Origin of the sequence: Motilimonas eburnea (assembly GCF_021295345.1) — a bacterium.
Taxonomy (GTDB): Bacteria; Pseudomonadota; Gammaproteobacteria; order Enterobacterales; family CBDFNC01; genus Motilimonas; species Motilimonas eburnea.
This window is the reverse complement of the sequence record NZ_JAIMJB010000034.1, coordinates 1-26,129: the sequence shown is the minus strand read 5'-3', so window position 1 is coordinate 26,129 and position 26,129 is coordinate 1. Positions and strand designations below refer to the sequence as shown.

21 protein-coding genes are annotated in these 26,129 nt (G+C 47.1%); 14 read left to right on the top strand and 7 right to left on the bottom strand.

From position 1 onward, the window contains the following. The 4 genes from K6Y21_RS20450 to tkt form a co-directional block, all read right to left on the bottom strand. The coding region (locus K6Y21_RS20450) for an immunoglobulin-like domain-containing protein (protein ID WP_233073782.1) at positions 1-6,088 on the bottom strand (6,088 nt) is incomplete at its 3' end. Between the two features lie 335 nt (positions 6,089-6,423). Then, positions 6,424-7,500, bottom strand: coding sequence for a class II fructose-bisphosphate aldolase (fbaA, locus tag K6Y21_RS20445; protein WP_233073781.1), 1,077 nt, complete (start codon positions 7,498-7,500; stop codon positions 6,424-6,426). A gap of 103 nt (positions 7,501-7,603) precedes the next feature. Then, on the bottom strand, positions 7,604-8,770 hold the full coding sequence (locus tag K6Y21_RS20440) for a phosphoglycerate kinase (protein WP_233073780.1): 1,167 nt from the start codon (positions 8,768-8,770) through the stop codon (positions 7,604-7,606). A 506-nt stretch (positions 8,771-9,276) separates the two neighbouring features. After that, entirely contained in the window at positions 9,277-11,268 is a 1,992-nt protein-coding gene (gene tkt / locus K6Y21_RS20435; RefSeq protein WP_233073779.1) for a transketolase, read from the bottom strand. A gap of 303 nt (positions 11,269-11,571) precedes the next feature. Here tkt and K6Y21_RS20430 point away from each other — a divergent pair, with 303 nt between their 5' ends. The 8 genes from K6Y21_RS20430 to ruvX all read left to right on the top strand — a co-directional run bounded on the left by K6Y21_RS20430 (position 11,572) and on the right by ruvX (position 18,326). Then, positions 11,572-12,858 (top strand): chloride channel protein, encoded by a 1,287-nt coding sequence (locus tag K6Y21_RS20430; protein ID WP_233073778.1) that lies wholly within the window; start codon positions 11,572-11,574, stop codon positions 12,856-12,858. Between the two features lie 236 nt (positions 12,859-13,094). Then, entirely contained in the window at positions 13,095-14,249 is a 1,155-nt protein-coding gene (gene metK, locus K6Y21_RS20425) for a methionine adenosyltransferase (protein WP_233073777.1), read from the top strand. 7 nt (positions 14,250-14,256) lie between these two features. Then, positions 14,257-14,748, top strand: coding sequence for a SprT family zinc-dependent metalloprotease (locus K6Y21_RS20420; RefSeq protein WP_233073776.1), 492 nt, complete (start codon positions 14,257-14,259; stop codon positions 14,746-14,748). 110 nt (positions 14,749-14,858) lie between these two features. Continuing rightward, the gene (locus K6Y21_RS20415) at positions 14,859-15,560 is read left to right on the top strand and encodes an endonuclease (RefSeq protein ID WP_233073775.1); all 702 of its coding nucleotides are present in this window, start codon (positions 14,859-14,861) and stop codon (positions 15,558-15,560) included. 20 nt (positions 15,561-15,580) lie between these two features. Beyond that, positions 15,581-16,318, top strand: a complete 738-nt coding sequence (gene rsmE, locus K6Y21_RS20410; protein ID WP_233073774.1) for a 16S rRNA (uracil(1498)-N(3))-methyltransferase — start codon at positions 15,581-15,583, stop codon at positions 16,316-16,318. 3 nt (positions 16,319-16,321) lie between these two features. Continuing rightward, positions 16,322-17,272: a glutathione synthase gene (gene gshB / locus K6Y21_RS20405; RefSeq protein WP_233073773.1), complete on the top strand. Its 951-nt coding sequence runs from the start codon at positions 16,322-16,324 to the stop codon at positions 17,270-17,272. 65 nt (positions 17,273-17,337) lie between these two features. Beyond that, entirely contained in the window at positions 17,338-17,898 is a 561-nt protein-coding gene (locus tag K6Y21_RS20400) for a YqgE/AlgH family protein (RefSeq protein ID WP_233073786.1), read from the top strand. Between the two features lie 11 nt (positions 17,899-17,909). Beyond that, positions 17,910-18,326, top strand: a complete 417-nt coding sequence (ruvX, locus tag K6Y21_RS20395) for a Holliday junction resolvase RuvX (protein ID WP_233073771.1) — start codon at positions 17,910-17,912, stop codon at positions 18,324-18,326. Positions 18,327-18,467: 141 nt separating this feature from the next. On the opposite strand, the gene K6Y21_RS21350 is transcribed toward ruvX, so the two are convergent. Further along, positions 18,468-19,247 carry an OmpA family protein gene (locus K6Y21_RS21350; RefSeq protein ID WP_285229774.1) on the bottom strand — a complete coding sequence of 260 codons (780 nt, stop codon included), beginning with the start codon at positions 19,245-19,247 and terminating at the stop codon, positions 18,468-18,470. Positions 19,248-19,531: 284 nt separating this feature from the next. Continuing rightward, positions 19,532-20,941, bottom strand: a complete 1,410-nt coding sequence (locus K6Y21_RS20385; protein ID WP_233073769.1) for an alanine/glycine:cation symporter family protein — start codon at positions 20,939-20,941, stop codon at positions 19,532-19,534. A gap of 258 nt (positions 20,942-21,199) precedes the next feature. Here K6Y21_RS20385 and tal point away from each other — a divergent pair, with 258 nt between their 5' ends. The 3 genes from tal to K6Y21_RS20370 all read left to right on the top strand — a co-directional run bounded on the left by tal (position 21,200) and on the right by K6Y21_RS20370 (position 23,623). Further along, a complete protein-coding gene (gene tal / locus K6Y21_RS20380) occupies positions 21,200-22,162 on the top strand; it encodes a transaldolase (protein WP_233073768.1) in 963 nt (320 codons plus the stop codon). Between the two features lie 124 nt (positions 22,163-22,286). Further along, on the top strand, positions 22,287-22,460 hold the full coding sequence (locus K6Y21_RS20375; RefSeq protein WP_233073767.1) for a DUF3545 family protein: 174 nt from the start codon (positions 22,287-22,289) through the stop codon (positions 22,458-22,460). 137 nt (positions 22,461-22,597) lie between these two features. After that, on the top strand, positions 22,598-23,623 hold the full coding sequence (locus tag K6Y21_RS20370; protein WP_233073766.1) for a sugar-binding protein: 1,026 nt from the start codon (positions 22,598-22,600) through the stop codon (positions 23,621-23,623). A 62-nt stretch (positions 23,624-23,685) separates the two neighbouring features. Here K6Y21_RS20370 and K6Y21_RS20365 read toward each other — a convergent pair whose 3' ends face one another. Beyond that, positions 23,686-24,168, bottom strand: coding sequence for a YajQ family cyclic di-GMP-binding protein (locus tag K6Y21_RS20365; protein WP_233073765.1), 483 nt, complete (start codon positions 24,166-24,168; stop codon positions 23,686-23,688). 92 nt (positions 24,169-24,260) lie between these two features. On the opposite strand from K6Y21_RS20365, the gene K6Y21_RS20360 reads away from it, so the two are divergent. The 3 genes from K6Y21_RS20360 to K6Y21_RS20350 all read left to right on the top strand — a co-directional run bounded on the left by K6Y21_RS20360 (position 24,261) and on the right by K6Y21_RS20350 (position 26,034). Further along, a complete protein-coding gene (locus K6Y21_RS20360) occupies positions 24,261-24,626 on the top strand; it encodes a VanZ family protein (protein WP_233073764.1) in 366 nt (121 codons plus the stop codon). Continuing rightward, a complete protein-coding gene (locus tag K6Y21_RS20355) occupies positions 24,626-25,510 on the top strand; it encodes a ketopantoate reductase family protein (protein WP_233073763.1) in 885 nt (294 codons plus the stop codon). The genes K6Y21_RS20360 and K6Y21_RS20355 overlap by 1 nt, the downstream gene beginning before the upstream one ends. 314 nt (positions 25,511-25,824) lie before the next feature. Beyond that, positions 25,825-26,034: a hypothetical protein gene (locus tag K6Y21_RS20350; protein WP_233073762.1), complete on the top strand. Its 210-nt coding sequence runs from the start codon at positions 25,825-25,827 to the stop codon at positions 26,032-26,034. Positions 26,035-26,129: the final 95 nt, after the last annotated feature.

Sequence of the window (26,129 nt, the reverse complement as noted above, 5' to 3'; positions counted from 1 at the left end):
GGTTACCGTCGGTGCCGGTTTGGTCATTGATGGTGGTTTCCACCACTGAGGTGCCTTTCACCAGATTCTCATAACCGCCACCTGTGGTGTTGCCTAGGCTCACTTGGAACTTCTCGCCATTATCAGCATAAGCATCGTCTAGGGTATCAACCGCAAACACGGTTTCTGTGGTGCCCGCTTTGATCACCACGTTTTGAGTTTGAGCGATAACATCACCGTTATCGGTGGTGATATGGCCGGTGATCACTTGAACGGTTACGTCGGTCGCTGGCGCTTTATCCACGGTCACGGTGTAGCTGGCGCTTTCGCCTTCTACCACACTGGCATCGCCGCTGAGGCTGATGGTCGCTGTATCAGCGCCAACAGGTGGGATCGTGGTACTGTCATCAGTAATGGTGGCTGTGCCCGTGCTTTGCAGGGTATCGCTGCCACTGACTAAAGTCGCGTTTAGCTGGTAAGTCTCATTTGGCTCTAAATACGCATCATCAATGGTTTGCGTACGCACTAAAATGGTTTGGTTGCCACCATTTGGTAAATTAACCTGACCATTAGATACGGTCCACGTCGTGCCGCCATCGGTGCTGACTTCAAAATTGGCCTCGTAATCCGCTGCCGTGGCGGTGCCATCGGTTAAGCTGAGGCTAACCACGCTACCAAGAGCCGCTTTACCCACTTCAACAGTGAAAATGGCTTGGTTGCCTTCAACCACGGAAACATTATTTGAATCTGCCGCGGGATTAACAATTAAACTAGTGCTGTCGTTATCGGTAATGGTGGTAGTGACAGCGCTGTTACCTTTAACTAGATTCTCGTAGCCGCCACCTGTGGTAGTGCCTAAAGTAACATTAAACTGCTCATTACCCTCTTTTACTGCATCATCAAGGGTTGCCACAGTAAACACGGTTTCTGTGGTGCCCGCTTTGATCACCACGTCTTGGGTTTGGGCAATAACATCACCGTTATCGGTGGTGATGTGGCCCGTGATCACTTGGACAGTCAAGTCTGATGCTGGAGCATTATCAACACTAACCTTATAGCTCGCATCATCGCCTTCAATAACAGTGCTTGCACCGCTTAAATTGATCGTAGTGGTGTCTTCAGGACCTGGGTTACCGTCGGTGCCGGTTTGGTCATTGATGGTGGTTTCCACCACTGAGGTGCCTTTCACCAGATTCTCATAACCGCCACCTGTGGTGTTGCCTAGGCTGACTTGGAACTGCTCGCCGTTATCGGCGTAAGCATCGTCTAGGGTATCAACGGCAAACACGGTTTCTGTGGTGCCCGCTTTGATCACCACGTCTTGGGTTTGGGCGATAACATCACCGTTATCGGTGGTGATATGGCCGGTGATCACTTGAACGGTTAAGTCGGTCGCTGGCGCTTTATCCACGGTCACGGTGTAGCTGGCGCTTTCGCCTTCTACCACACTAGTATCACCGCTTAAGGAGATGGTCGCCGTGTCTTCCGGCCCTGGGTTACCGTCGGTGCCGGTTTGGTCATTAATGGTGGTTTCCACCACTGAGGTGCCTTTCACCAAGTTCTCATAACCGCCACCTGTGGTGTTGCCAAGGCTCACTTGGAACTGCTCGCCGTTATCGGCGTAAGCATCGTCTAGGGTATCAACGGCAAACACGGTTTCTGTGGTGCCCGCTTTGATCACCACGTCTTGGGTTTGGGCGATAACATCACCGTTATCTGTGGTGATATGGCCGGTGATCACTTGAACGGTTAAGTCGGTCGCTGGCGCTTTGTCCACGGCCACGGTGTAGCTGGCGCTTTCGCCTTCTACCACACTAGTATCACCGCTTAAGGAGATGGTCGCGGTGTCTTCCGGTCCTGGGTTACCGTCGGTGCCGGTTTGGTCATTAATGGTGGTTTCCACCACTGAGGTGCCTTTCACCAAGTTCTCATAAGCGCCACCTGTTGTGTTGCCTAGGCTGACTTGGAACTTCTCGCCATTATCAGCGTAAGCATCATCTAGAGTATCAACCGCAAACACGGTTTCTGTGGTGCCCGCTTTGATCACCACGTCTTGGGTTTGGGCGATGACATCACCGTTATCGGTGGTGACATGGCCGGTGATCACTTGAACGGTTAAGTCGGTCGCTGGCGCTTTGTCCACGGTCACGGTGTAGCTGGCGCTTTCGCCTTCTACCACACTGGCATCGCCGCTGAGGCTGATGGTCGCTGTATCAGCGCCAACAGGTGGGATCGTGGTACTGTCATCAGTAATGGTGGCTGTGCCCGTGCTTTGCAGGGTATCGCTGCCACTGACTAAAGTCGCGTTTAGCTGGTAAGTCTCATTTGGCTCTAAATACGCATCATCAATGGTTTGCGTACGCACTAAAATGGTTTGGTTGCCGCCATTTGGTAAATTAACCTGACCATTAGATACGGTCCACGTCGTGCCGCCATCGGTGCTGACTTCAAAACTGGCCTCGTAATCCGCTGCCGTGGCCGTGCCATCGGTTAAGCTGAGGCTGACCACGCTGCCAAGGGCCGCTTTACCCACTTCAACGGTGAAGATGGCTTGATTGCCTTCAACCACGGAAACATTATTTGAGTCTGCCGCTGGGTTAACAATTAAGCTTGAGCCATCATTATCTGTAATGGTAGTAGTGACAGCGCTGTCACCTTTGACTAGATTCTCGTAGCCGCCACCTGTGGTGGTGCCTAAAGTCACATTAAACTGCTCATTCCCTTCTTTAACCGCATCATCAAGCGTTGCAACAGTAAACACGGTTTCTGTGGTGCCCGCTTTAATGACTACGTCTTGGGTTTGCGCAATCAGATCGCCGTTATCGGTGGTGATATGACCCGTGATCACTTGTACAGTCAGGTCTGATGCAGGCGCGTTATCAACACTTACCTTATAGCTTGCTGCATCGCCTTCAATAACAGTGCTTGCACCACTTAAACTAATGGTCGTGGTGTCTTCCGGTCCAGGGTTACCGTCGGTGCCCGTTTGGTCATTGATGGTGGTTTCCACCACCGACGTGCCTTTAACTAGGTTCTCATAGCCGCCACCGGTCGTGTTGCCTAGGCTCACTTGGAACTTCTCGCCGTTATCGGCGTAAGCATCATCTAAGGTATTCACGCTAAAGTCGGTCGAGGTGGTGCCCGCTTTAATCACCACGTCTTGGGTTTGTGCTATCACATCGCCGTTATCGGTGGTGATGTGACCGGTGATCACTTGCACGGTTAAATCCGTCGCTGGCGCTTTGTCCACGCTCACGGTGTAACTGGCGCTGTCGCCCTCCACCACAGAGGCATCGCCACTTAAGGTGATGGTCGTGGTGTCTTCCGGTCCAGGGTTGCCGTCGGTGCCCGTTTGGTCATTGATGGTGGTTTCCACCACCGACGTGCCTTTCACTAGGTTCTCATAGCCGCCAGCGGTCGTGTTGCCTAGACTCACTTGGAACTTCTCACCGTTATCGGCGTAGGCATCATCTAAGGTATTCACGCTAAAGTCGGTCGAGGTGGTGCCCGCTTTGATCACCACGTCTTGGGTTTGCGCAATCACATCGCCGTTATCGGTGGTGATGTGACCGGTGATCACTTGCACGGTTAAATCCGTCGCTGGCGCTTTGTCCACGCTCACGGTGTAACTCGCGCTGTCGCCTTCCACCACTGAGGCATCGCCACTTAAGGTGATGGTCGTGGTGTCTTCCGGTCCAGGGTTGCCGTCGGTGCCCGTTTGGTCATTGATGGTGGTTTCCACCACCGACGCGCCTTTCACCAAGTTCTCATAACCGCCACCTGTGGTGTTGCCTAGGCTCACTTGGAACTTCTCGCCACTATCAGCGTAAGCATCGTCTAGGGTATCAACGGCAAACACGGTTTCTGTGGTGCCCGCTTTGATCACCACGTCTTGGGTTTGAGCAATCACATCACCGTTATCGGTGGTGATATGGCCGGTGATGACTTGAACGGTTACGTCGGTCGCTGGCGCTTTATCCACGGTCACGGTGTAGCTGGCGCTTTCGCCTTCTACCACACTAGTATCACCGCTTAAGGAGATGGTCGCCGTGTCTTCCGGCCCTGGGTTACCGTCGGTGCCGGTTTGGTCATTGATGGTGGTTTCCACCACTGAGGTGCCTTTCACCAGATTCTCATAACCGCCACCTGTGGTGTTGCCTAGGCTCACTTGGAACTTCTCGCCATTATCAGCATAAGCATCGTCTAGGGTATCAACCGCAAACACGGTTTCTGTGGTGCCCGCTTTGATCACCACGTCTTGGGTTTGAGCAATCACGTCACCGTTATCGGTGGTGATATGGCCGGTGATCACTTGAACGGTTAAGTCGGTCGCTGGCGCTTTGTCCACGGTCACGGTGTAGCTGGCGCTTTCGCCTTCGATCACTGATAACGAGCCAGAGAGAGTTAAAGTGGCTGTATCAGCATCGACAGGAGGGTTAACTACACTATCATCTAAGATCGTAGCAGTACCTGTACCTGTTACGGATTCACCAGCACTCACTAAGGTTGCATTAAGTAAATATGTCTCAGCCTCTTCAACTAAAGCATCATCAATAGTTTGGGTACGCACCAAAATAGTTTGGTTACCACCATCTGGCAAGCTAACTTGATCATTATATACGGTCCAAGTTTGGCCACCATCTAAGCTAACCTCAAAATTAGCTTCATAATCGGCCGTTGTCGCGCTGCCGTCCTGTAAATTTAAAGTTAATATGCTTCCTGGCGCAGCTTTGCCTACCTCAACTGTGAAAGTCGCTTGTTCGCCTTCAACGACATCTACATTATTCCCTTGCATGTTTTGATTAACAACAAGGCTGGTCGCGTCGTTATCAATAATATTGGTTAGCACCTCGGCGCCATCAGGTTGAGGTTTAACCGCTTCAAAAGCCCCCTGTTGATCAATGATATTGGCCACTGTCACCACAATGGTTTCAACCGACTCAGGTAAGTCATCATCAATGGTAGACAGAACAAATTGTCCCGAGTTCGAAGGCCCTGTAATGACAACTTCAACCACACCATTAAAATCTGAGCCATCTTGGGCTGTACCTGAATAAGCAAGCTCGACGGTAACGGATTTTCCTTCGGGAACAGGCTGAGAAAGTTCGATGGTATAAGGCGATGTTGTTTCACCTTCCGTCACTTCATCTGGGCCAGAAATGCCTACAAATACAGTATCATTTTCTTCTGGCTCTACACTCGGCTCGATCGCTTCTTCGCCCGCATCATCATATATCGTCCCTTCAATCACTGCGGTTGCAGACTCACCCCCAGTCGTCAACGTCGCCTGTAATTGAAATGATTCAGCTACCTCACGAATCGCATCGTCGGTAGTATCAATACGCACCAGCACGGTTTCAGAGCCCGTTAGGTTGATGGCCGATTCACCATATTTAACCCAGCTTACGCCACCATCAAGGCTGACTTCAAAGTCGGCATCATAGTCACTTGAACTAACAGCGGAACCATCGGCTAGTACTAGAGAAAGAGATGAGTCAAGGGCATTAGTGACGTTAACCGAAAAGACGGCAAAGTCGCCTTCGGCCACATTGACATTATCAGAATCAATAGAGGCACCCGCAGGTCTCACTATAATAGAAGGCGTTTGTGGCACACTTGGCGTCACCTCGACAGCCTGTCTTGGCTCAATAGGCTCAATTTCTTCGGGAGGCTCAACGGCCAAGGAAAGGGTATCGTATCCTGAGCCTGCAATTTGCGATTCGCCAGTACGTGAAATGCCAGCCCCGCCACTGATACTTGAGCCTGCGCCAGAACTGGCTTCTTCACCCGCAGCGGGCGCTTCAAAATCGTCAAGCTGTGTCGGATCCGCACCGGCAAGTAACGCTTGTTGTAGTGCAGCTATTTCACTTTCAACATCTGCGGGTAAGGAAAAGGCGTTATCATCTTCGGTTACATTATCCGTGATGGTCAAACTATCATCTAGCGGTGATAGCGTAAATGCTTGCTCATCTACGGCCTCAATTTTTTGCCCCGGTAGCACCTTATCACCTGGCTTTAATAGCGATTTGCTACCGTCACTGTTGATCACAAATACTTTGCCATCGGTGGCACTAACAATTGAAGCTGTTTTTACGGATAACAAAACCATAACTTTCCCTCGGTATTCCATGTAGGCATTCCATTGCTGGTCCCAGTCCGTGGGTCGCCTGTTTTCCTGATGGGTGAAGATACTAACTAGCCATATAATAGGCTGTAATATACATAGTCTATAACATATCTGAAACAGATAAAATATACTCAGTCGTTAACATGACGGGCAAGATCTCATGTTAAAAACAGCAATCGTGATGAAAATAACTGTTAAAAGAAATAAAAGAAGTGACTTTCTAGAAGGTTAGATGATTTGGTATCAGATGGGCATATCGTATTTTGGATAAAAAAAAGCCAGCCTTTCGGCTGACTTTTCAGATCATATTGACTTAATTAAAGTACGTCGATTGCGTTTAGGTCAGCAAATGCTTTTTCTAAACGAGCAACCATTGACTCTTGACCTTTACGTAACCAAACGCGTGGATCGTAGTATTTCTTGTTCGGTGCATCTGGGCCAGTTGGGTTACCGATTTGGCCTTGTAGGTACTCACGGTTAGCCGCTTCGTATTGACGGATACCATCCCATGTCGCCCACTGAGTATCAGTGTCGATGTTCATTTTGATTACACCGTAGCCGATAGACTCTTGGATTTCAGCTTCAGTAGAACCGCTACCGCCGTGGAATACGAAGTTAAGTGCATTTGCTGCAATACCAAATTTCTCAGCACAGTAAGCTTGAGAATCACGTAGGATAGTCGGCGTTAGTTTAACGTTACCTGGCTTGTATACACCGTGTACGTTACCGAAAGACGCAGCGATAGTGAAACGTGGGCTAACTGCGCTTAGTTTCTCGTATGCGTATGCAACATCTTCAGGCTTAGTGTATAGCTCAGACTCGTCCATGTGAGAGTTGTCTACGCCGTCTTCTTCACCACCAGTACAACCTAGTTCGATTTCTAGGGTCATGTTCATCTTAGCCATACGCTCTAGGTATTTAGCACAGATTTCGATGTTTTCTTCTAGTGACTCTTCAGACAAGTCGATCATGTGAGAAGAGAATAGAGGCTTACCAGTTTGCGCGAAGAACTCTTCACCAGCGTCTAGTAGACCGTCGATCCAAGGAAGTAGTTTTTTCGCAGCGTGGTCAGTGTGAAGAATAACTGGAACACCGTAAGAAGCAGCAACAGCGTGTACGTATTTAGCACCTGCTACCGCGCCTAGGATTTGTGCACCTTGACCTTCAAGTTTTACGCCTTTACCAGCGAAGAAACCAGCACCGCCGTTTGAGAACTGAACAACAACTGGCGCTTTAACTTTAGCAGCAGCTTCTAAAACACCATTGATTGAATCAGTGTTAACTACGTTAACAGCAGGAAGAGCGAAGTTGTTTTCTTTAGCGATTTCAAATACTTTTTGAACGTCATCGCCAGAGATAACACCTGGTTTTACAAAATCAAAGATCTTAGACATGAATATAATCCTATTTTTCTGTCACACTTAAAAAGATTTTCGGCGCGCATTATACACAAAATCCGCACCATAAAAAACGGGAGCGAAGCTCCCGTCCCATTAATTATGCACGCGACTCAAGCATAGCTACGGCAGGAAGTACTTTACCTTCAACGAACTCAAGGAATGCACCACCACCAGTCGAAATGTAAGAAACTTGGTCTTTGATACCAAACTTATCGATAGCCGCTAAGGTATCGCCACCGCCTGCAATTGAAAACGCATCGCTTTCAGCAATGGCTTTAGCAATCACTTCAGTGCCGTTTGCGAAGTTTTCAAATTCGAAAACGCCCACTGGACCGTTCCAAAGAATGGTTTTCGCTTCTTTGATTAGCTTAGCTAATGTTTCAGCTGATTCTGGACCTAGGTCGAAGATCATGTCTTCGTCAGCAACGTCGTCAGCTGATTTAATGGTCGCAACCGCTGTTTCTGAGAACTCTGTACCCACAACAACGTCAGTAGCCACTGGGATTGAACACTCTTTCATCAGTTTTTGTGCTGTTGGGATCAAGTCTTCTTCACATAGAGACTTACCTACGTTTTTGCCTTCAGCTGCGATAAAGGTGTTAGCAATACCACCGCCTACTACAAGTTGGTCAGCGATTTTAGACAGCGACTCAAGTACTGTTAGCTTAGTCGATACTTTTGAACCTCCTACGATAGCGATCATTGGACGAGCAGGCTTATCCATTGCTTTACCTAGGGCTTCTAGCTCAGCGGCTAATAGTGGACCGGCGCAAGCTACGTCAGCAAATTTAGCAATACCGTGAGTAGACGCTTGAGCACGGTGAGCCGTACCGAACGCATCCATTACGTACACGTCACATAGCGCAGCAAGTTGCTTGCTTAGTGTTTCGTCGTCTTTTTTCTCGCCTTTATTAAAACGAACGTTCTCAAGAACAACCACTTCGCCTTCGTTTACTTCTAGGCCGTTAAGGTAATCCGTTGCTAGACGTACTGGCACATCTAGCGCTTCATTTAAGTAATCAACAACAGGTTGCAGTGTGAAAGGCGCGTTTTCTTCTGCTGTGCCGCCTTCAACTGGGCGACCTAAGTGAGAAGTGATCATAACTTTAGCACCTTTTTCTAGGGCTAATTTGATGGTTGGGATAGATGCTAAGATACGTGCATCTGAAGCCACCTTGCCGTCTTTGATTGGCACGTTAAGATCTTGACGGATAAATACGCGTTTGCCGGCTAGGTCTTGATCAACCATTTTTTTTACTGACATGTTATGTCCTCTAACTGTAAGTTATGAAATTAAAAAATCAACACAGGAAAACGTTGGCTTTCCTTTATAAACTCTAAAACGCTTGTGCAACTTGGCAGCGACAGCGTCTTTCATGCTTATTACAAGGTTACTGCGATATTCAATGCCATATATTAGGCATCAAATTCGTTACATTTTGCTTGATTTACATCAGTAACTGTAACTTTTTTTCTTTTTCGTTACCCGTAACGCTCAAGATTCTCATTCATTAGGCCATCACCCACCGCATACAAAGCTTCAAAATCAACTAGGACAAGCCTTATATTCAGATTATTTAACCTAAGAAATCGAGATATTGCGTAGTACTCAACCTTTATAGACCAAAGCTTGAAATAAAATTACTTTAGCAACAAAAGGTCACAGCCAAAATATGTAGTAATACTACCACATTTTATGAAAAGCACACTAGCAGGCAAAAAAAAACGCCGCTGATAAGGCGGCGTTTTAAGCTTTAAGGAAAGCTGAGGTTATAAGCTTAAGGCTTGCTCTACTACGTTTTCAACGGTAAAGCCAAACATCTTAAATAGCTCACCAGCAGGCGCAGATTCACCAAAGGTAGTCATACCTACGATCTTGCCATTTAGGCCTACATACTTGTACCAGTAATCGGCAATACCCGCTTCAATAGCAACACGTTTAGTGACCGCTGCAGGTAGTACAGATTCTTTGTATTCTGCACTTTGTGCTTCAAAGACGTCAGTACAAGGTAGCGATACAACGCGAACCGCTTTACCTTTAGCGGTTAGCTCTTTCGCTGCTGCGACAGCCAATTCAACTTCAGAGCCAGTCGCAATAAGGATCAACTCAGGTTGACCGTCACAGTCAACTAATACATAACCACCTTTAGCCACATCAGCAAGCTGCTGTGCATCACGCGCTTGAGGCGCTAGGTTTTGACGACTGAAAATCAATGATGTTGGACCATCAACACGCTCAATAGCATGTTTCCATGCTACCGCAGATTCAACCGAGTCACATGGACGCCATGTGCTCATGTTTGGTGTTAAACGAAGGCTAGCAATTTGCTCAACAGGTTGGTGCGTTGGGCCGTCTTCACCTAGACCGATGGAGTCATGAGTGTAAACATGGATGGCACGTTGCTTCATCAATGCAGCCATGCGCAGTGCGTTACGGGCATATTCCATAAACATAAGGAAAGTTGCCCCGTAAGTAACAAAACCACCGTGTAGTGCGATACCGTTCATAATGGCAGACATACCAAACTCACGTACACCGTAGTGGATGTAGTTACCGCTTGCATCATTTGCTTCAAGCGCTTTAGAGCCAGACCACATAGTTAGGTTAGACGGTGCTAAGTCGGCAGAGCCACCCATAATTTCAGGTAATAATGCTCCGTAAGCTTCAAGACAGTTTTGTGATGCTTTACGCGTTGCTACATTAGGCTGTTCAGCTTGTAGCGCTGCAATGTAAGCCGTCGATTTCTCTTCCCAGTCAGTCGGCAGCTCATTGTTTACACGACGCTCAAACTCAACCGCTAGCTCAGGGTATGCGGCTTTATAAGCAGCAAACTTTTCGTTCCAAGCGGCTTCTGCCGCTGAGCCAGCTTCTTTATTATCCCACTCACCGTAAACGTCAGCAGGAATATCAAATGCTTCATGGTTCCAGCCGAGGAATTCACGTGCCGCTTTGATCTCTTCAGCCCCCAAAGGCGCACCGTGACAATCGTGGCCACCTTGCTTGTTTGGTGAACCGTAACCGATAATCGTTTTACAACAAATCAACGTAGGACGTTTAGTTTCAGCTTGCGCCGCTTCAACCGCTGCTTTAATCGCGGCTGCGTCATGACCATCAACACCGGCAATCACATGCCAACCATAAGCTTCAAAACGCTTAGGTGTATCATCGGTAAACCAACCTTCTACATCACCGTCAATAGAAATGCCGTTGTCATCCCAGAAAGCAATCAGCTTACCTAAACCTAGGGTACCCGCTAGAGAACAGGCTTCATGAGAGATACCTTCCATCAAACAGCCGTCGCCCATAAAGGCATAGGTGTAATGATCGACAATATCAAAGTCGTCACGGTTGAATTGATCAGCTAAGGCTTTTTCAGCAATCGCCATACCAACCGCATTGGTGATACCTTGACCTAATGGACCCGTAGTGGTTTCAACGCCAGGTGCATAGCCGTATTCTGGGTGACCCGGAGTTTTAGAATGTAGCTGACGGAAATTCTTTAAATCATCGATAGAAAGATCGTAACCAGAGAGATGCAATAGAGAATAAAGCAGCATAGAGCCATGGCCGTTAGAAAGAATAAAACGGTCACGATCTGCCCAGTTAGGGTTCGTCGGGTTGTGCTTTAAAAAGTCACGCCATAGCACTTCAGCTATGTCGGCCATCCCCATTGGGGCGCCTGGGTGACCAGAATTGGCCTTTTGAACTGCATCCATACTAAGCGCACGAATGGCATTTGCTAGTTCATTACGAGAAGGCATGAGATCTCCTGCATTAATCAAAATGTTGCTTGGACTGGGATTGTTGGCCTTGTAAACAAGAAAGTTTGCCAACAAGCAAACTCCTCATTTCCACACCAATAGTGGTGGCGTATTGTCCCAAGATGGCTAACCATGTGCAATGTTCTTTTGTAAAAAAAATGAGCAAATAATGCTAAATATGCAAAACGGCACGTTTTCTTAACCCTGAGTGTTGTTAATTGGGTAGCATTGAACATCAAATTGACATAAAATTTCATCTCTATTTTCCTCCATTTACCTCAACCGTCATGGCCTTTGACTGCAATGGATAGTTCACCAACCGGTATCAAACGCACCCTAATGATAACCGTCATTGGTAGCCTAGTTTGCTCTGGGCTGATTATTGTATTTAGCCAGCTTTCGAAAATAGAGCTTGTCAGCCATGCCTTCAACTATGCTTGGGCATACCTTTTAGTCCCATTTGTGGGGGCGATTACCCTGGCCTTGCTGTTTCGCTATTTTAATCAATACACCAAATCGGGTTTACCCATAGTCGTCATTGGCTATCACTTCAAAGACGGTAAAATGGCATTAGGAAATGCGATATTTCAATATATTGCCGCCCTTATCGCGCTGGTCTGTGGCTTTGCTGTTGGCGCAGTCGGCCCCGTCCTTCACATTGGCGCTGCCGCAATGAATTTGCTTGGCCAATATTTTAAATTAAATGAAACTCGCCTAAGACAATTGACAGCTTGCGGCGCCGCCAGTGCCATGGCTGCCCTTTTCCATACTCCGGTTACCGCGATTTTTTTCGTCCAAGAAACCATCGTTCGCCGTTTTAACTGGCAAACCTGTCTTTTAATCAGTATCTGCGCCTTCACCTCGGCATGGATAGCAAGGCAACTTGGTGCCTATGAATTTCATATTGATACTCAAAGTTTTAGCTATCAAATAACCCTTATACCCGAGCTCATCATTGTTGGAGCGGTCTGCGGCTTGTTAGCCACCTTAATGCTAAAACTGATCCGAGTGACGGCGGATAATGTGCTGTTTCCCTATTGGGGAAAATTCATGTTAGCAGCCACGGTCACGTCTGCTGCCAGCTTATTTGGAACAGAGGTACTGGGGTTAGGCAACCAGCTATTAGACATTTTGTTATATGCAGACATCGGCTCACAAATCGTACTGACTTGGTTATTGATACGCTTTTTTATTAGTGCGATTGCCATAGGCTCTGCCATTCCAGGGGGCGCCCTAGGCCCCAGCTTATTACTTGGCGCCCTAACCGGACATTGGTTAGCTTATATACTGCCCAATGAGACCCCGCAAGTATTCGTACTCGTTGGCATGGCCGCTTTTTTTGGCGCTGTATTGAGAAGCCCCATCTCGGCAACCTTGTTGGTCGTCGAGGCCACAGCCAACATCAACTTAGTGCTCCCTTGCTTAGTGGGAAGCCTAACGGCCCATATTGTGCAAACGCGGATTTTCGGTCAGCAAAATTTGATCGAATTGCTGTTAGCGAGACAAAACATTTTGTTAAAAAATAGCCCTAGTTTAAGTAAGAAAAAAGCCAGCAATAGCGATCTTTCTTCTCAAGCCTCCCCCGAGTAGAGCAATCTATTTATCTACCAACCTCACCAAGCTCAACATAAAAAACTAACTAAGACTAACAATTAAGATGATGAGTTCGATTTTTTATTTATTTACTACCACTTGATGGGGTTAACGTATCCTAAAACGCACTAATCACAAAAAAATTCTGGCATTCTGCTCAATCCTGAATAGAATAGACGTCCAGATGGTAAAACATCCAAAAGTTTCCACTTATAGAAAGGAGCCACAGTATCATGGCCAGACATTTATTTACTTCTGAATCAGTATCAGAAGGTCATCCAGACAAAATTGCAGACCAAATTTCCGATGCTGTGTTAGATGCCATCCTAGAGCAAGACCCAAAAGCGCGTGTTGCTTGTGAAACTTACGTAAAAACCGGCATGGTGATGGTAGGCGGCGAAGTCACTACCTCAGCTTGGGTGGATATCGAAGAAATCACCCGTAAAACCGTGCGTGAAATTGGTTACACCAGCTCAGACATGGGCTTTGATGCTGACTCTTGTGCGGTACTCAACACCATAGGTAAGCAATCACCTGACATCAACCAAGGGGTTGACCGTAGCCGCCCAGAAGATCAAGGCGCAGGTGACCAAGGCCTCATGTTTGGTTATGCATCAAACGAAACCGACGTGTTAATGCCGGCTCCTGTGACTTATGCTCACCGTCTGGTTAAACAGCAAGCCGACGTGCGTAAAAGTGGCAAACTAGACTGGCTTCGTCCGGATGCCAAGTCACAAGTCACCTTCCAATATGATAACGGCATCATTACCGGTATCGATGCGGTGGTACTTTCTACACAGCACAAAGACTGCATCAGCACACCTGATTTACGTGAAGCGGTGATGGAAGAAATTATCAAGCCTGTGTTACCGGCACAGTGGCTAACCAAAGACACTAAGTTCCATATCAACCCAACAGGCCGTTTTGTAATCGGTGGCCCTGTGGGCGACTGTGGTTTAACAGGGCGTAAGATCATCGTTGATACCTACGGCGGCATGGCTCGTCACGGTGGCGGTGCATTCTCTGGTAAAGATCCATCAAAAGTAGACCGCAGCGCGGCTTACGCGGGTCGTTATGTTGCGAAAAACATCGTAGCCGCAGGCCTAGCCGATCGCTGTGAAATTCAAGTTTCATACGCTATCGGCGTCGCAGAGCCAACCTCTATCAGCGTCGAAACTTTTGGCACGGCTAAGATAGATGAAGATCGCCTAACCCAAATTGTGCGCGACTCGTTTGACCTACGTCCTTACGGCATCTTGACCATGCTAGACCTAGAGCGCCCAATTTACCAAGCAACGGCGGCCTATGGCCACTTTGGTCGTGACGAATTCCCTTGGGAACAGACCGACAAAGCTGACCTACTTCGCGATGCAGCTGGACTAAAATAACCGTCTAGTGGTCACAAGCAGTCAAAAACAAGCACTCGAGCAGCAGGTAGAAGCCTGCTATCAATTAGCCGAGTGCTTTTTTGATCGCCCATTTCAACGTCCTACCATTCAATACAACCAGCGCGGTAAAATAGCAGGCTCAGCACACCTGCAAAAACACCTACTGAAATTTAACCCCGTACTGTATCAAGAAAACCAAACGTGTTTTTTAGTCGACGTCGTCCCCCATGAAGTCAGCCATTTACTGGTTTATCAACTTCACGGCGCCAGCGCTGCCCCCCACGGACGAGAATGGCAATTTATCATGACTCAAGTCATGAAACGCCCAGCGCGGCGCACTCATCAATTTGATATCAGCTCGGTAGCAGGGAAAACCTTTCTATACCACTGCCAATGTCAGCAGCACCAACTTTCTATCCGGCGTCACAACAAGGTAAAAAAAGGCACACAATACCTGTGCACTCAATGCAAAACATCGCTGCAAGAAGTGAAACCTTAACAGCACAATAAATAACCAATAAATAACATAGATATTATTAGCTTGCTCTGTATTTTGTTATTTTTATAGCATGATACCCTTAGCGCATTTTTTACTATTCGACTCAACAGATGCGCACATTCATTATATTTTCACTTTTATTCATCGCCTTACCTAGCCATGGCGAGGTCAAGCCATTTCGCCAAGCTAAAAAGGTCATTAGTGAGATCTACCAAGCTCACCCTGTCAGTTTTTATTGCGGTTGTGATATTAAGCGTCAAGGCAAAAAACTGGTGCCCGATCACGCATCTTGCGACTATCAAGTGCGTAAGCAAGCCAAGCGCGCCTCCCGCATAGAGTGGGAGCATGTCATGCCAGCATGGGAAATGGGCCACCAGCGTCAATGCTGGCAACAAGGCGGACGCAAAAACTGTCAACGTAACGATGCCACCTTTCGTTTGATGGAAGGGGACATGCATAATCTGGTGCCGGCAATTGGGGAAGTGAATGGCGATCGCTCCAACTACCAGTTTACCGAATCGCGTCAAAAGCCCTATCAATATGGCCAATGCCAAATGCTGGTTGACTTTAAAAATAAAAAAGCCACCCCACCAGACTTGCAAAAAGGCGCCATCGCCCGCATCTACTTTTATATGCAAGATCAATATGACGTGAGAATATCTCGCCAGCAGCGCCAACTTTACCAAGCTTGGCATAAGCAATATCCGGTTACGCCTTGGGAGTGTCAGCGTGATAAACTCATCAGTGCCAAGCAAGGCAACGTCAACCCTTATGTCGCAGATGCCTGTCGCAGTGCGGGTTTATATGATTAACTCGGTTTGAGAAATAACAAATGCGTGTACCCAGAATATTTGAGCCACAGCCCCTTGCCGTTGGCAGTCAATTAGACTTAAGCGATGAAGCGGCTAACCATGTGGGGCGAGTGTTGCGCCTCAACGCGGGTGATCAAATCATCTTGTTTAATGGTGAAACAGACAGCCAGTTTCTAGCCACGATTGAACAAAGTACTAAAAAGCAGGTTAACGTGGCCATCACGGCATGCCAAACCAGTGACAATGAAAGTCCTTTAGCCATTCACTTGGGCCAAGTGATTTCTCGCGGTGATCGGATGGACTTTGTGATCCAAAAATCCGTTGAGCTGGGTGTGGCAGAAATTACCCCCTTATTTAGTGAGCGCTGCGGCGTTAAGTTAAGCGGCGAACGCTTAGAGAAAAAACGCCAACAATGGCAAAAAATCGCCATTGCCGCATGCGAGCAATCGGGCCGCAACCGGGTTCCCCAGATCCATCAACCAATTAATTTGGGCGAATGGATAAATCATGCAGATACAGCCACTAAGCTCACTCTGCATCCGCGCGCTAATTATCGAATTAATACCTTGCCTGCTCCCGAAGCCAATAAGGTACGCTTGTTAATTGGCCCAGAGGGCGGTTTTACCGACGATGAAGTCAACGCCAGCGAACAAGCCGGCTTTATTGAAACCCTATTAGGCCCACGCATACTAAGAACCGAAACCGCCGCACTGACGGCAATCACTGCATTACAATGTCGCTTTGGCGACTTAGGATAAGATATGACGATTAAGCTCGGGATCGTGATGGACCCCATCACCGACATTAAAATTCACAAAGACTCTAGCTTTGCCATGTTGCTTGAAGCCCAGCGCCGCGGCTATGAGCTATTTTACCTTGAGATGTCAGATCTCTACTTAGACAATGGCCGAGCCTTTGCCACCACAAAACCATTGGCTGTGCAGCGCGATGCCAATCATTGGTTCAACTTAGGTGAGCAGCAAACCATCGCACTATCGGAATTGGATGTGGTGTTAATGCGTAAAGATCCGCCGTTTGATACCGAATATATTTACGCTACCTATATCCTCGAGCGCGCCGAGGACGAAGGCACCTTGATCGTCAATAAGCCACAAAGCCTGCGCGATGCAAACGAAAAGCTGTTTACCGCTTGGTTCAGTGAATTCACACCCGAAACCTTAGTCAGCAGTGATGCCGCGAAAATACGCGCATTTTACGCCAAGCATCAAGATATCATCCTAAAACCACTCGACGGCATGGGCGGCGCATCTATATTTAGAGTGAAGCCAGGTGACGCGAACCTAGGTGTGATTATTGAAACCTTAACTAACCACGGTCAGCAATATTGCATGGCGCAAGGGTTTATCCCACAGATCTCTGATGGCGATAAACGCATATTAGTCGTGGATGGAGAGCCGGTGCCATACTGTCTCGCACGTATTCCAGCCAAAGGAGAAACCCGTGGTAACTTAGCCGCAGGCGGTCGCGGTGAAGCCAGACCACTGAGTGACTCCGATTGGAAAATCGCCCGTGCTATTGGGCCAACCCTAAAGAAAAAGGGGCTGATTTTTGTTGGCCTTGATGTGATTGGCGATAAACTCACAGAAATAAACGTCACCAGTCCAACCTGTATTCAGGAGATAGAAAATGCGTTTGACGTTTCCATTACCGGTATGCTGATGGACGCCATAGAGCAAAGACTGAACAAGTAATAATGAGCTCAGCAGCGCTGAGCTATCTACCCTAAATAGTGATATGAAGAGAAGTTATGTTGGAGATGCAAAGTTTAAAAAACCACTTCCTGATCGCCATGCCAGCTATGGAAGGCCCCTATTTTGAACGCTCAGTAGTCTATATCTGCGATCACAATGAGGAAGGCGCTATGGGCATAGTGATCAATGTGGCGGTCGATTTACAACTGAGCAATCTATTAGAGCAGCTTGATATCACACCTGCTGATGAAAGCAAAAAGTCACTCAGCCAACCTATTATCCAAGGCGGCCCAGTCGGCGTGGATCGCGGTTTTGTTATTCACTCCCCGATCGAGGGCTTTTCCAGCAGCCTGCGCATGTCTGATGACATCATGGTGACCACCTCAAAAGATATTTTGCAAATCTTAGGCAGCGATCAAGAGCCTAAACACTTTTTGATGGCGCTGGGTTATGCAGGCTGGCAAGCGGGTCAGTTAGAGCAAGAGCTGGTCGACAACGCTTGGTTAATCGCCCCTGCGGATAGCCAATTGATCTTTAACACCCCCATACATCGCCGCTGGGAAGAAGCCGCCAATCTACTGGGCATCGATATCTGGCAACTATCTAGTCAAGCTGGCCACGCCTAACAGGAACAATCATGACACAAACTATCTTAGGCTTTGATTTTGGGACTAAAAGTATTGGGGTCGCCGTTGGCCAATCGGTTACTGGGTGTGCCAATCCACTGACGTCACTGAAAGCCCGGGATGGGATCCCAAACTGGGATGACATCGCCGATTTAGTGAAGCAATGGCAGCCTGACGCCTTTGTCGTTGGTTTACCGTTGAATATGGACGGCACCATGCAGGACGTCAGTTTTGGGGCAAAAAAGTTTGCCAACCGGCTGCAACATCGCTTTCAAAAGCCGGCTCATTTACAAGATGAACGGCTCACCACCGTCGATGCAAGAGCCGAGATATTCAGTCGTGGTGGCAGTAAGGCGTTATCTAAAGACAAGGTGGATGGCATATCTGCCTGCTTGATCATAGAAAGTTGGTTTGAAGCCCAATACTAGGGGGAGCCTAATAATTACGCTGAATCCGCTCCCTTTTCAACACAAGTAATCAATTCCTTCCATCCAGCCAACAAAAAAGCCGATATAACAATACCGGCTTTTTCTTTCTCTTTACGTCAGTTTTTCTTTGTGGCTAATCACTTACCAACCAGAAGCGTCCTCATCGTCTTCAATGAGTACTTCTTCTTCAACAAACATCGGCTCTTGTGAGTTTTCGATTGGTGAAGGCATCGCTTGCTCTTTAATAACAAAGTCAACACGGCGGTTTTGACTGCGCTCAGCTTCCGTATCATTGCCTGCCACTGGCTTATCAAAACCATTTGCCACAGACGCTAAAATAGTCGCATCCACCCCTTTAGACACTAAGTAATCAACGGCAGATTGCGCGCGCTTCGCCGACAGCTCTTTATTGTATGCAGCGCTACTAACGGTATCGGTATTTCCTTGCACTTCAAGGCTTAAACCGCTGTCTTTAGTGGCAGACACGATACAGTCTAGTTGAAAGGTTAACGCTTCATCAAGCTGCCATTCGTTGGTTGCAAAGCGAATCGGCTTCATGCCAACCACTTTGAAGTCAACCACGTCCACATAGGGGGCACACTCGTCACTGATCTCAACTAAGGTTTCAACAATGGGTTCGAAGGGATCTTCTTCAACTAAAGGTTGGCGCACTTTAATATGCACAGTATCTACAATAGGTGCTAGGTAGCGAGGAGTTTCAGGCTGATCTTGCTCTGTTTGTACCGTATTGGGTAAGGCACATCCTTGCTCATCAACCACCGCGCCAGACACAGTACCGGGGCATTGATCCGCACCAAATACCACACCGTCTTTATCAAAGTCTGGACTAAATGAAGAGCTACACCCGAGTAACATACCACTTGCTAACAGGGTTAAAGCGAACTGAGCACCTGATTTCATATTATTCTTCTCTGTAAAACTGGGCTAATCTTTACTGCTGGCGAAGTGAACATCGCCCCTCTCTGACGCTAAGCTAATTCTAAACAGCAGCACATATAAATGGATTAAATAATCGCATTTTTACGACATTGAGTACATAGCTAAGCTTATGTGCAATAAATTTAACAATAAAATTGTGCGTTAACGTCTATTTACCATAAACAATACACACCATTTCGTCCATTTTAAAACAGCAAAGGATAAGAGGCCCAGATCTTCATTGGCAGACATGGGCCAGACTCTCATTATTTTGCGTTCCAAATGCCCGGCTCAATATTCTTCTCCAATTCAGGATATTGAGAAGCATCGAAGGTAGGTAACTTATTTGCCGCACGCTGCGCGTTGTAATCTTTAGCCAACTTCACCACCACATTAGATAACAACAACATAGCAATTAAGTTGATTAACGCCATTAGTCCCATAGACACATCGGCCATGGCCCACACTAATGGCGATTCCGCCAAGGCTCCAAACATCACCATGATCAGCACAAAGCAGCGGAAAATGTTAATCCCCATCTTGTGATTATGCTCTAAAAAGATCAGGTTCGTTTCAGCATAAGAATAATTGGCAACAATCGAGGTAAAGGCGAAAAAGAAAATCGCGATGGCCACAAAAATCCCCCCCCACTCACCAACCTGAGAGGTTAACGCCGATTGCGTTAACTCAATATTGCTCACGCCAGAGCCTGGCTCAAGCTGGCCAGACAAAATAATAATGGCCGCGGTAGCAGTACAGATAACTAAGGTGTCAATAAATACACCTAGCATTTGCACATAACCTTGGGAAGCAGGGTGCGGCGGATAAGGAGAGGCACTCGCCGCAGCATTAGGTGCACTACCCATACCGGCTTCATTTGAAAACATACCGCGTTTCACGCCATTCATGATGGCCGCTCCAATCGCCCCCGCACCGGCTTCTTGTAAGCCAAAGGCCGATTTGAATATCAATTCAAACATGGCAGGCACTTGGCCTATATTGATGATCACCACATAAGCGGCAATGGCAAGATAAACCAAGGCCATCGCCGGCACCACCAGCTCAGCAAATTTAGCGATAGTGCGAATACCGCCAAAGATAATCGCCGCCGAAATACAAACTAAAACCAAACCAACCAACAGCTTAGGTGCGCCAAATGCAGCATACATCGAATCGGTGATAGCGCCTGCTTGCACCGCATTAAACACCAGACCAAACGCGATGATAAGGAAAATAGAAAACAACACCCCCATCCAACGCAGGCCTAGCCCCTTTTCCATATAATGCGCAGGGCCACCGCGGTAAGTGCCATCATCGTCTTTCACTTTGTATAATTGCGCTAGGCTACTTTCAGCAAAACTGGTCGCCATACCAATGAGGGCAATCACCCACATCCAAAATACCGCGCCCGCACCACCTAAGTAGATAGCCACCGCAACACCGCCCATGTTACCCACGCCTACCCGCGCGGCTAAGCTGGTCGCCAGAGCTTGAAACGACGAAATACCTGAGCTGTCTTCTTTTCGGCTATTTTTCAGTACCGAAAAAGTATGGCCAAAATGACGAAACTGAATAAACCCTAGGCGAACAGTAAAATAAACTCCCGTGACTATCAGTACGGCGATCAGCACATAGCCCCAGAGTAATCCACCGATACTATTCACAATATCTAGCATGCTTCCCTCCAACACCCAGCCAGCGATATTCACTAAGCAGGTCAAAAATAAAGATATATATATACAAACTTAAACAATATTTAATACAAAATACCATCAAGAATGCTTTTTTCAACATATAGATTCAATATTTCCGAGTTATAACCGCGTTCCCACCTTAGTAAATTGATAACAAATAAAACCCCGCTAGCGATTGTGCATTGCCACTAAATATGTCAAAAATAAACAAACTCAAACCCTAATAAAGATATTCATACTATGACTAACCTACTGAACCAGCTAAAAAACATGACATCTGTTGTGGCTGACACCGGCGACATTGAAGCCATCAAAATACATCATCCTGAAGACGCCACCACCAACCCCTCCTTACTGCTCAAAGCCGCCGAACTACCACAGTATAAAAGTTTCATAAAACAGGCCATCGCCGAAGCCAAAGCCACATACACCGAGCAGCAACACATCGTAGCCGAAGCCAGCGATCGCCTTGCTGTCCGAATAGGCGTTGAAATCCTTAATCACATACCGGGGAAAATCTCTACTGAGGTTGATGCAAGGTTGTCATTTGACTGTGAGCAAACCGTTTTAAAAGCGCAAAAATTGATCGCGCTATACCAACAGGCTGGCATCGATAAATCTCGCGTGCTGATAAAAATAGCCGCAACCTGGCAAGGCATTTGCGCTGCAAAAATCCTGCAACAGCAGGGGATCAATTGTAATCTCACCTTGATTTTCAACTTTGCTCAAGCCAGAGCCTGTGCCGAAGCCGGTGCGTACTTAATATCGCCTTTTGTCGGCAGGATCTTAGATTGGTACAAAGCAAAATTTCCCGAACAAGATTTTTCAGGGGCTAAAGATCCAGGTGTGCAATCGGTACAAACAATCTACCAATACTTTAAACAACACAACTACCGCACTATCGTCATGGGCGCGAGTTTTCGTAATACAGATGAAATCATTGCCTTAGCCGGCTGTGATAAGCTCACAATCGGCCCAGCCTTATTAGCGCAGTTAAGCTCAACGGAGCAACCCCTCGTACGCCAACTTAACGCCAGTGATGCAGTCACCCCTCCCCCAGCTCCATTAACAGAAAGTGCATTTTTATGGCAATTTCACCAAGATCCGATGGCTGTAGAAAAATTGGCAGAGGGGATACGAGCCTTCGCCAATGATCAAGAAAAGCTAGAGCAATTACTGCTATTGAAAATGAATGATGATTAAATAGGCATTTGTTTATCTGTATTTGATAAAAATTATGGTGAGTTAACATTATTGAAACAATTTCATTTTACTTTGTAAGGGTCTGTGATACTAAAAACATGTCAATCAGTAAGAGGAAATCGGTATGGACGAGCTTGACTTTAATTCTGCACCTAGCTTAGATAACCCTCAACGTGGAAAGACCAAAGTAAAACGCCGCTGGCGAGAAATTGAAGCCATCAAAGAAGAACGAAGGCTGCGCAAAGAGCTAATGGACATTAACCCCATTTTTGATGACAAGTTTGAATACGATTACTAAATAGCCAATACCTGATTATAAAATCCGCAGCCTGCTGCGGATTTTTTTGTTTTAGTCAAAAATTCATTTAAATCATATTATTAGATTCATTCTTTCTGGTATAAAGAAGCCCAACTTAATCAGGAAGATAAGTCAAAATGAAAATCAAACTAACCCCCATCGCGAGCCTAGTTCTCACTTCGTTAACCCTAGGTGCTAGCCTTCAAGCCCAAGCTCAAACCGCCCCCTATCTGTACACCGCTCACCTAGTGCAGCAAGCTCCGGTACTTGACGGTAAGCTAGATGATCCGATTTGGCAAAGCATTGCGCCCAGTGAGCTTTTTGTAAATCATAATGACAACAGCGCCGCCGAGCACAAAACCTGGGCCAAGCTGGCGTATGATGAGCAAAACCTTTATGTGGCGTTTTATGCCGAAGATACCGATATCGCCGCTAACTTCAGCCAGCACGACGACCCGACCTATGAATATGACGATACCTTAGAAATATTCTTAGACCCAACCGGGCAAGGTAAAGACTATTACGAAATTGGCATCAGCGCCCTGACTTACTACGACAGCGTCATTAACTCACCCAACCCATGGCAAGATGACGTGCCATGGAACATCGAAGGGTTAACCTACGCGGTACAAGTGAATGGCACCATCAACGACAGCAGCGACATCGACCAAGGCATGACGGTTGAACTTGTCATCCCATTAACTTCACTAAACTATTCGGGTCAAGATGAGGGCAGCAACCCATCCCAATGGCGCTTTAACTTTCATCGCGCCGACTACAGCACCGGCAGTGCCCAGTGGGAAGCCAATGCTTGGCTAGCTTGGAGTCCAATGGGATCCTTTGGCTTCCATCAGCCAACTAAGTTTGCTTACTTGAACTTTTCAGACGTACCACTTTATCTCGCTAAGCAGACTTACCGCCAAGGCAATCAAGTTAGCTACCTAGGTCAGCTGTATCAAGCCCTTTACTACAGCACCCAAACACCGGGTAGTAGCAGCCAAGATGGTTGGCGCGTTAACGCTGAGCAAGCCACCGATTGGAATGCAAACCTAGTGTATTTAGCACAGGATCAAGTGCGTTTTAACGGCAAAGTATGGCAAGCGCAGTGGTGGAGCCAAGGGCAGCAGCCAGGTAAAAGCCAAGATTGGGCTGCGGCTGAGTAAGGTTTAAGCACAACCCTTTAAGCACTCGCCCCTTTGTTAGCAAAGGGGCTAAATAAGCAGAATTAATCGCGGAAGTTATTGAATTGGAAAGGTTGACCCAAGTCGGCTTCTTTCACTAAACGCATCACCGCTTGTAAGTCATCACGCTTTTTACCCGTTACGCGTACTTGCTCGCCTTGGATAGCCACTTGCACCTTAAGCTTGCTGTCTTTAATTAACTTAACCACTTTTTTAGCCACAGGCGCTTCAATGCCTTGCTTGAATGACGCATCTTGGCTGAAGGTTTTACCTGAATGAACCGGCGTACTCAGCTCCATGGCACGCACGTCAACGCCGCGTTTACTCAAGTTATTTCGTAAAATATCGGCCATTTGCTTAAGCTGGAAATCACTCTCAGTCGAGATTTTTACCGTTAACTCTTTTTTGGTGAAGCTTGCCTCCACTCCACGAAAATCAAAACGCGTGTCTAATTCACGGCTGGCGTTATCCGCCGCATTGCTAAGCTCCACTGCATCTATTTCAGAAACAATATCAAATGATGGCATCTTCAATTCCTATGTCATGGTCACGGGACAAAATAATTGGCATAATTTAGCAGATCTTAACCCGCTATGCACCCACAGCCTGAGACCAAGCCATGTACCTGAGCACCGCCGCTAAAGTCACTTTTTCACTCTTAATAATTGTCATTAGCTACCTAGCTTTCGCGCCCGCTCCGGTGCAAATTCAAATCAACCATTTTGATAAGGTCAACCACTTAGCCGCTTTTGCGAGCTTAGCCTTAGTCGGGCGTTTTGCCTTTACCCTAGCACCTTGGCAACTCACGCTTTGGCTACTGGGTTACGGCGCGCTCATCGAGGGGATCCAAGCCTTTATCCCTAATCGCTTTGCCAGTGGTTTTGATTTGTTAGCCGACTTGATTGGCATCGGCCTTGGCTTATTGGTTTACACCATACTCGCCCCTTGGCTGAATGCGGCTCTTGCACGATTGGGAAGTCATTGATGAACTGGCAAATCTTAGGCGCTGGCGCCATTGGCTGTTTATTTGCGGGCAACCTTGCCAAACAGCGACAAAACGTCAGCTTACTGACAAAAACCCAGCGGCCAAATCAAGCGTTACAACTGACCGAGACAACCGGCATCACACACAGTTTTACCCTAAATGGACGGACCGAAATAGATGCTAGTGCCGATGTGTTATTGGTCTGCCTAAAAGCCTTTCAAGTCGTGCTCGCCTTTGAGCAACTGCAACCGCACATCCCCAAGCAGATGAGCGTAGTACTCATGCACAACGGCATGGGCACCTTAGCCCCCTTGCAAAAGCTGATGCCTGAACAAAGGCTGTTTTGCGCCACCACCACTCACGGCGCCCTGCTTAATGAAAAGTTCAGCGTCACTCATACCGGTATTGGCAGCACCCTTATCGGCGGACAAGAGCAAGATAAAGAGCTAGGACAAAGCATCGCCATAGAGTTAAATCGAGCGTTAGCTAATACGAGTTGGAGTGACCATATCAATGAAAAGCTCTGGCTAAAGCTGGCCATCAACTGCGCCATCAATCCATTAACCGCCATTCATCAAATTAAAAATGGCGAGCTATTACAACCGCAATTTCGGCCTATTTTGGCCCAAATTTGTCTGGAGTTTTGTCAGGTCGCTAACCAACAAGAGTTGGCATTGACACCCGAGGCCTTGCTAGAGCAGGTACAACACGTCGCACAAGCCACCGCTGCAAACTATTCATCCATGAATCGAGATATTTACCATGGCCGCCCCACCGAGAACGAGGCGATATTGGGTTACTTACTGCAATGTGCTCAGCAGCATCAGATTGCGCTGCCAGTATGCCAGCAACTCTACCAACAAGTGCAGCGATTAAGTGTTTAAATCTAGTTACTTATCATCGGACTTACACAGACTCTGGTTATTCAGGACTCGCTCTTTCAGGTGTCCTAGGGAGATGGGAACCAGTGGGTATTCTAACGTGGAAATGGACAGAAATGAGTTAGCTCCTGTCGCATAATATTATTGGTCTCCGCTTTGCCTGAAGATAACAGTAAAGGCGCAACGCATTATTTAATTGCTTGTTTACTATAGATATAAATGATGCAAATATTGTGGGTATTTTTTACGTGCCGTTTTGGGGCGTTTTATCATTCCATTATGGGATCTAAGAAGCTGTCATACCTAGAGGTGGATAAATGAAAGAAGGGTGGTTCGGGGATGAACATTTCATTATTTTTAATGAAAACGAATCGGTAGTAGCTACGGAAGAATATGCTATTTCGAACTACTTGGAAGGTTTTCAGGTGGTAGGTCTATTGGGATGGGACGATTTTATCGTATCGAATGGCAGTCAATTTTTTACGCTACCTACCGTCGGCGTTTTTCAAGTTAGTTGTCACCATTAGCCGCTTTAGGCGGCCTGTTTTTCTGTCTGTTTAATTGACTCTTTTTCTGGATTCAACGTTGTCGGCCCAACCGGTGTACAGTTGCGCACATTGCG

Bases quoted from the DNA above. Each gene is read 5' to 3' on its own strand.
- fbaA (WP_233073781.1), bottom strand. From the start codon at position 7,500: ATGTCTAAGATCTTTGATTTTGTAAAACCAGGTGTTATCTCTGGCGAT.
- K6Y21_RS20440 (WP_233073780.1), bottom strand. From the start codon at position 8,770: ATGTCAGTAAAAAAAATGGTTGATCAAGACCTAGCCGGCAAACGCGTA.
- tkt (WP_233073779.1), bottom strand. From the start codon at position 11,268: ATGCCTTCTCGTAATGAACTAGCAAATGCCATTCGTGCGCTTAGTATG.
- K6Y21_RS20430 (WP_233073778.1), top strand. From the start codon at position 11,572: ATGGATAGTTCACCAACCGGTATCAAACGCACCCTAATGATAACCGTC.
- metK (WP_233073777.1), top strand. From the start codon at position 13,095: ATGGCCAGACATTTATTTACTTCTGAATCAGTATCAGAAGGTCATCCA.
- K6Y21_RS20415 (WP_233073775.1), top strand. From the start codon at position 14,859: ATGCGCACATTCATTATATTTTCACTTTTATTCATCGCCTTACCTAGC.
- rsmE (WP_233073774.1), top strand. From the start codon at position 15,581: ATGCGTGTACCCAGAATATTTGAGCCACAGCCCCTTGCCGTTGGCAGT.
- gshB (WP_233073773.1), top strand. From the start codon at position 16,322: ATGACGATTAAGCTCGGGATCGTGATGGACCCCATCACCGACATTAAA.
- K6Y21_RS20400 (WP_233073786.1), top strand. From the start codon at position 17,338: ATGCAAAGTTTAAAAAACCACTTCCTGATCGCCATGCCAGCTATGGAA.
- ruvX (WP_233073771.1), top strand. From the start codon at position 17,910: ATGACACAAACTATCTTAGGCTTTGATTTTGGGACTAAAAGTATTGGG.
- K6Y21_RS21350 (WP_285229774.1), bottom strand. From the start codon at position 19,247: ATGAAATCAGGTGCTCAGTTCGCTTTAACCCTGTTAGCAAGTGGTATG.
- K6Y21_RS20385 (WP_233073769.1), bottom strand. From the start codon at position 20,941: ATGCTAGATATTGTGAATAGTATCGGTGGATTACTCTGGGGCTATGTG.
- tal (WP_233073768.1), top strand. From the start codon at position 21,200: ATGACTAACCTACTGAACCAGCTAAAAAACATGACATCTGTTGTGGCT.
- K6Y21_RS20375 (WP_233073767.1), top strand. From the start codon at position 22,287: ATGGACGAGCTTGACTTTAATTCTGCACCTAGCTTAGATAACCCTCAA.
- K6Y21_RS20370 (WP_233073766.1), top strand. From the start codon at position 22,598: ATGAAAATCAAACTAACCCCCATCGCGAGCCTAGTTCTCACTTCGTTA.
- K6Y21_RS20365 (WP_233073765.1), bottom strand. From the start codon at position 24,168: ATGCCATCATTTGATATTGTTTCTGAAATAGATGCAGTGGAGCTTAGC.
- K6Y21_RS20360 (WP_233073764.1), top strand. From the start codon at position 24,261: ATGTACCTGAGCACCGCCGCTAAAGTCACTTTTTCACTCTTAATAATT.
- K6Y21_RS20355 (WP_233073763.1), top strand. From the start codon at position 24,626: ATGAACTGGCAAATCTTAGGCGCTGGCGCCATTGGCTGTTTATTTGCG.
- K6Y21_RS20350 (WP_233073762.1), top strand. From the start codon at position 25,825: ATGAAAGAAGGGTGGTTCGGGGATGAACATTTCATTATTTTTAATGAA.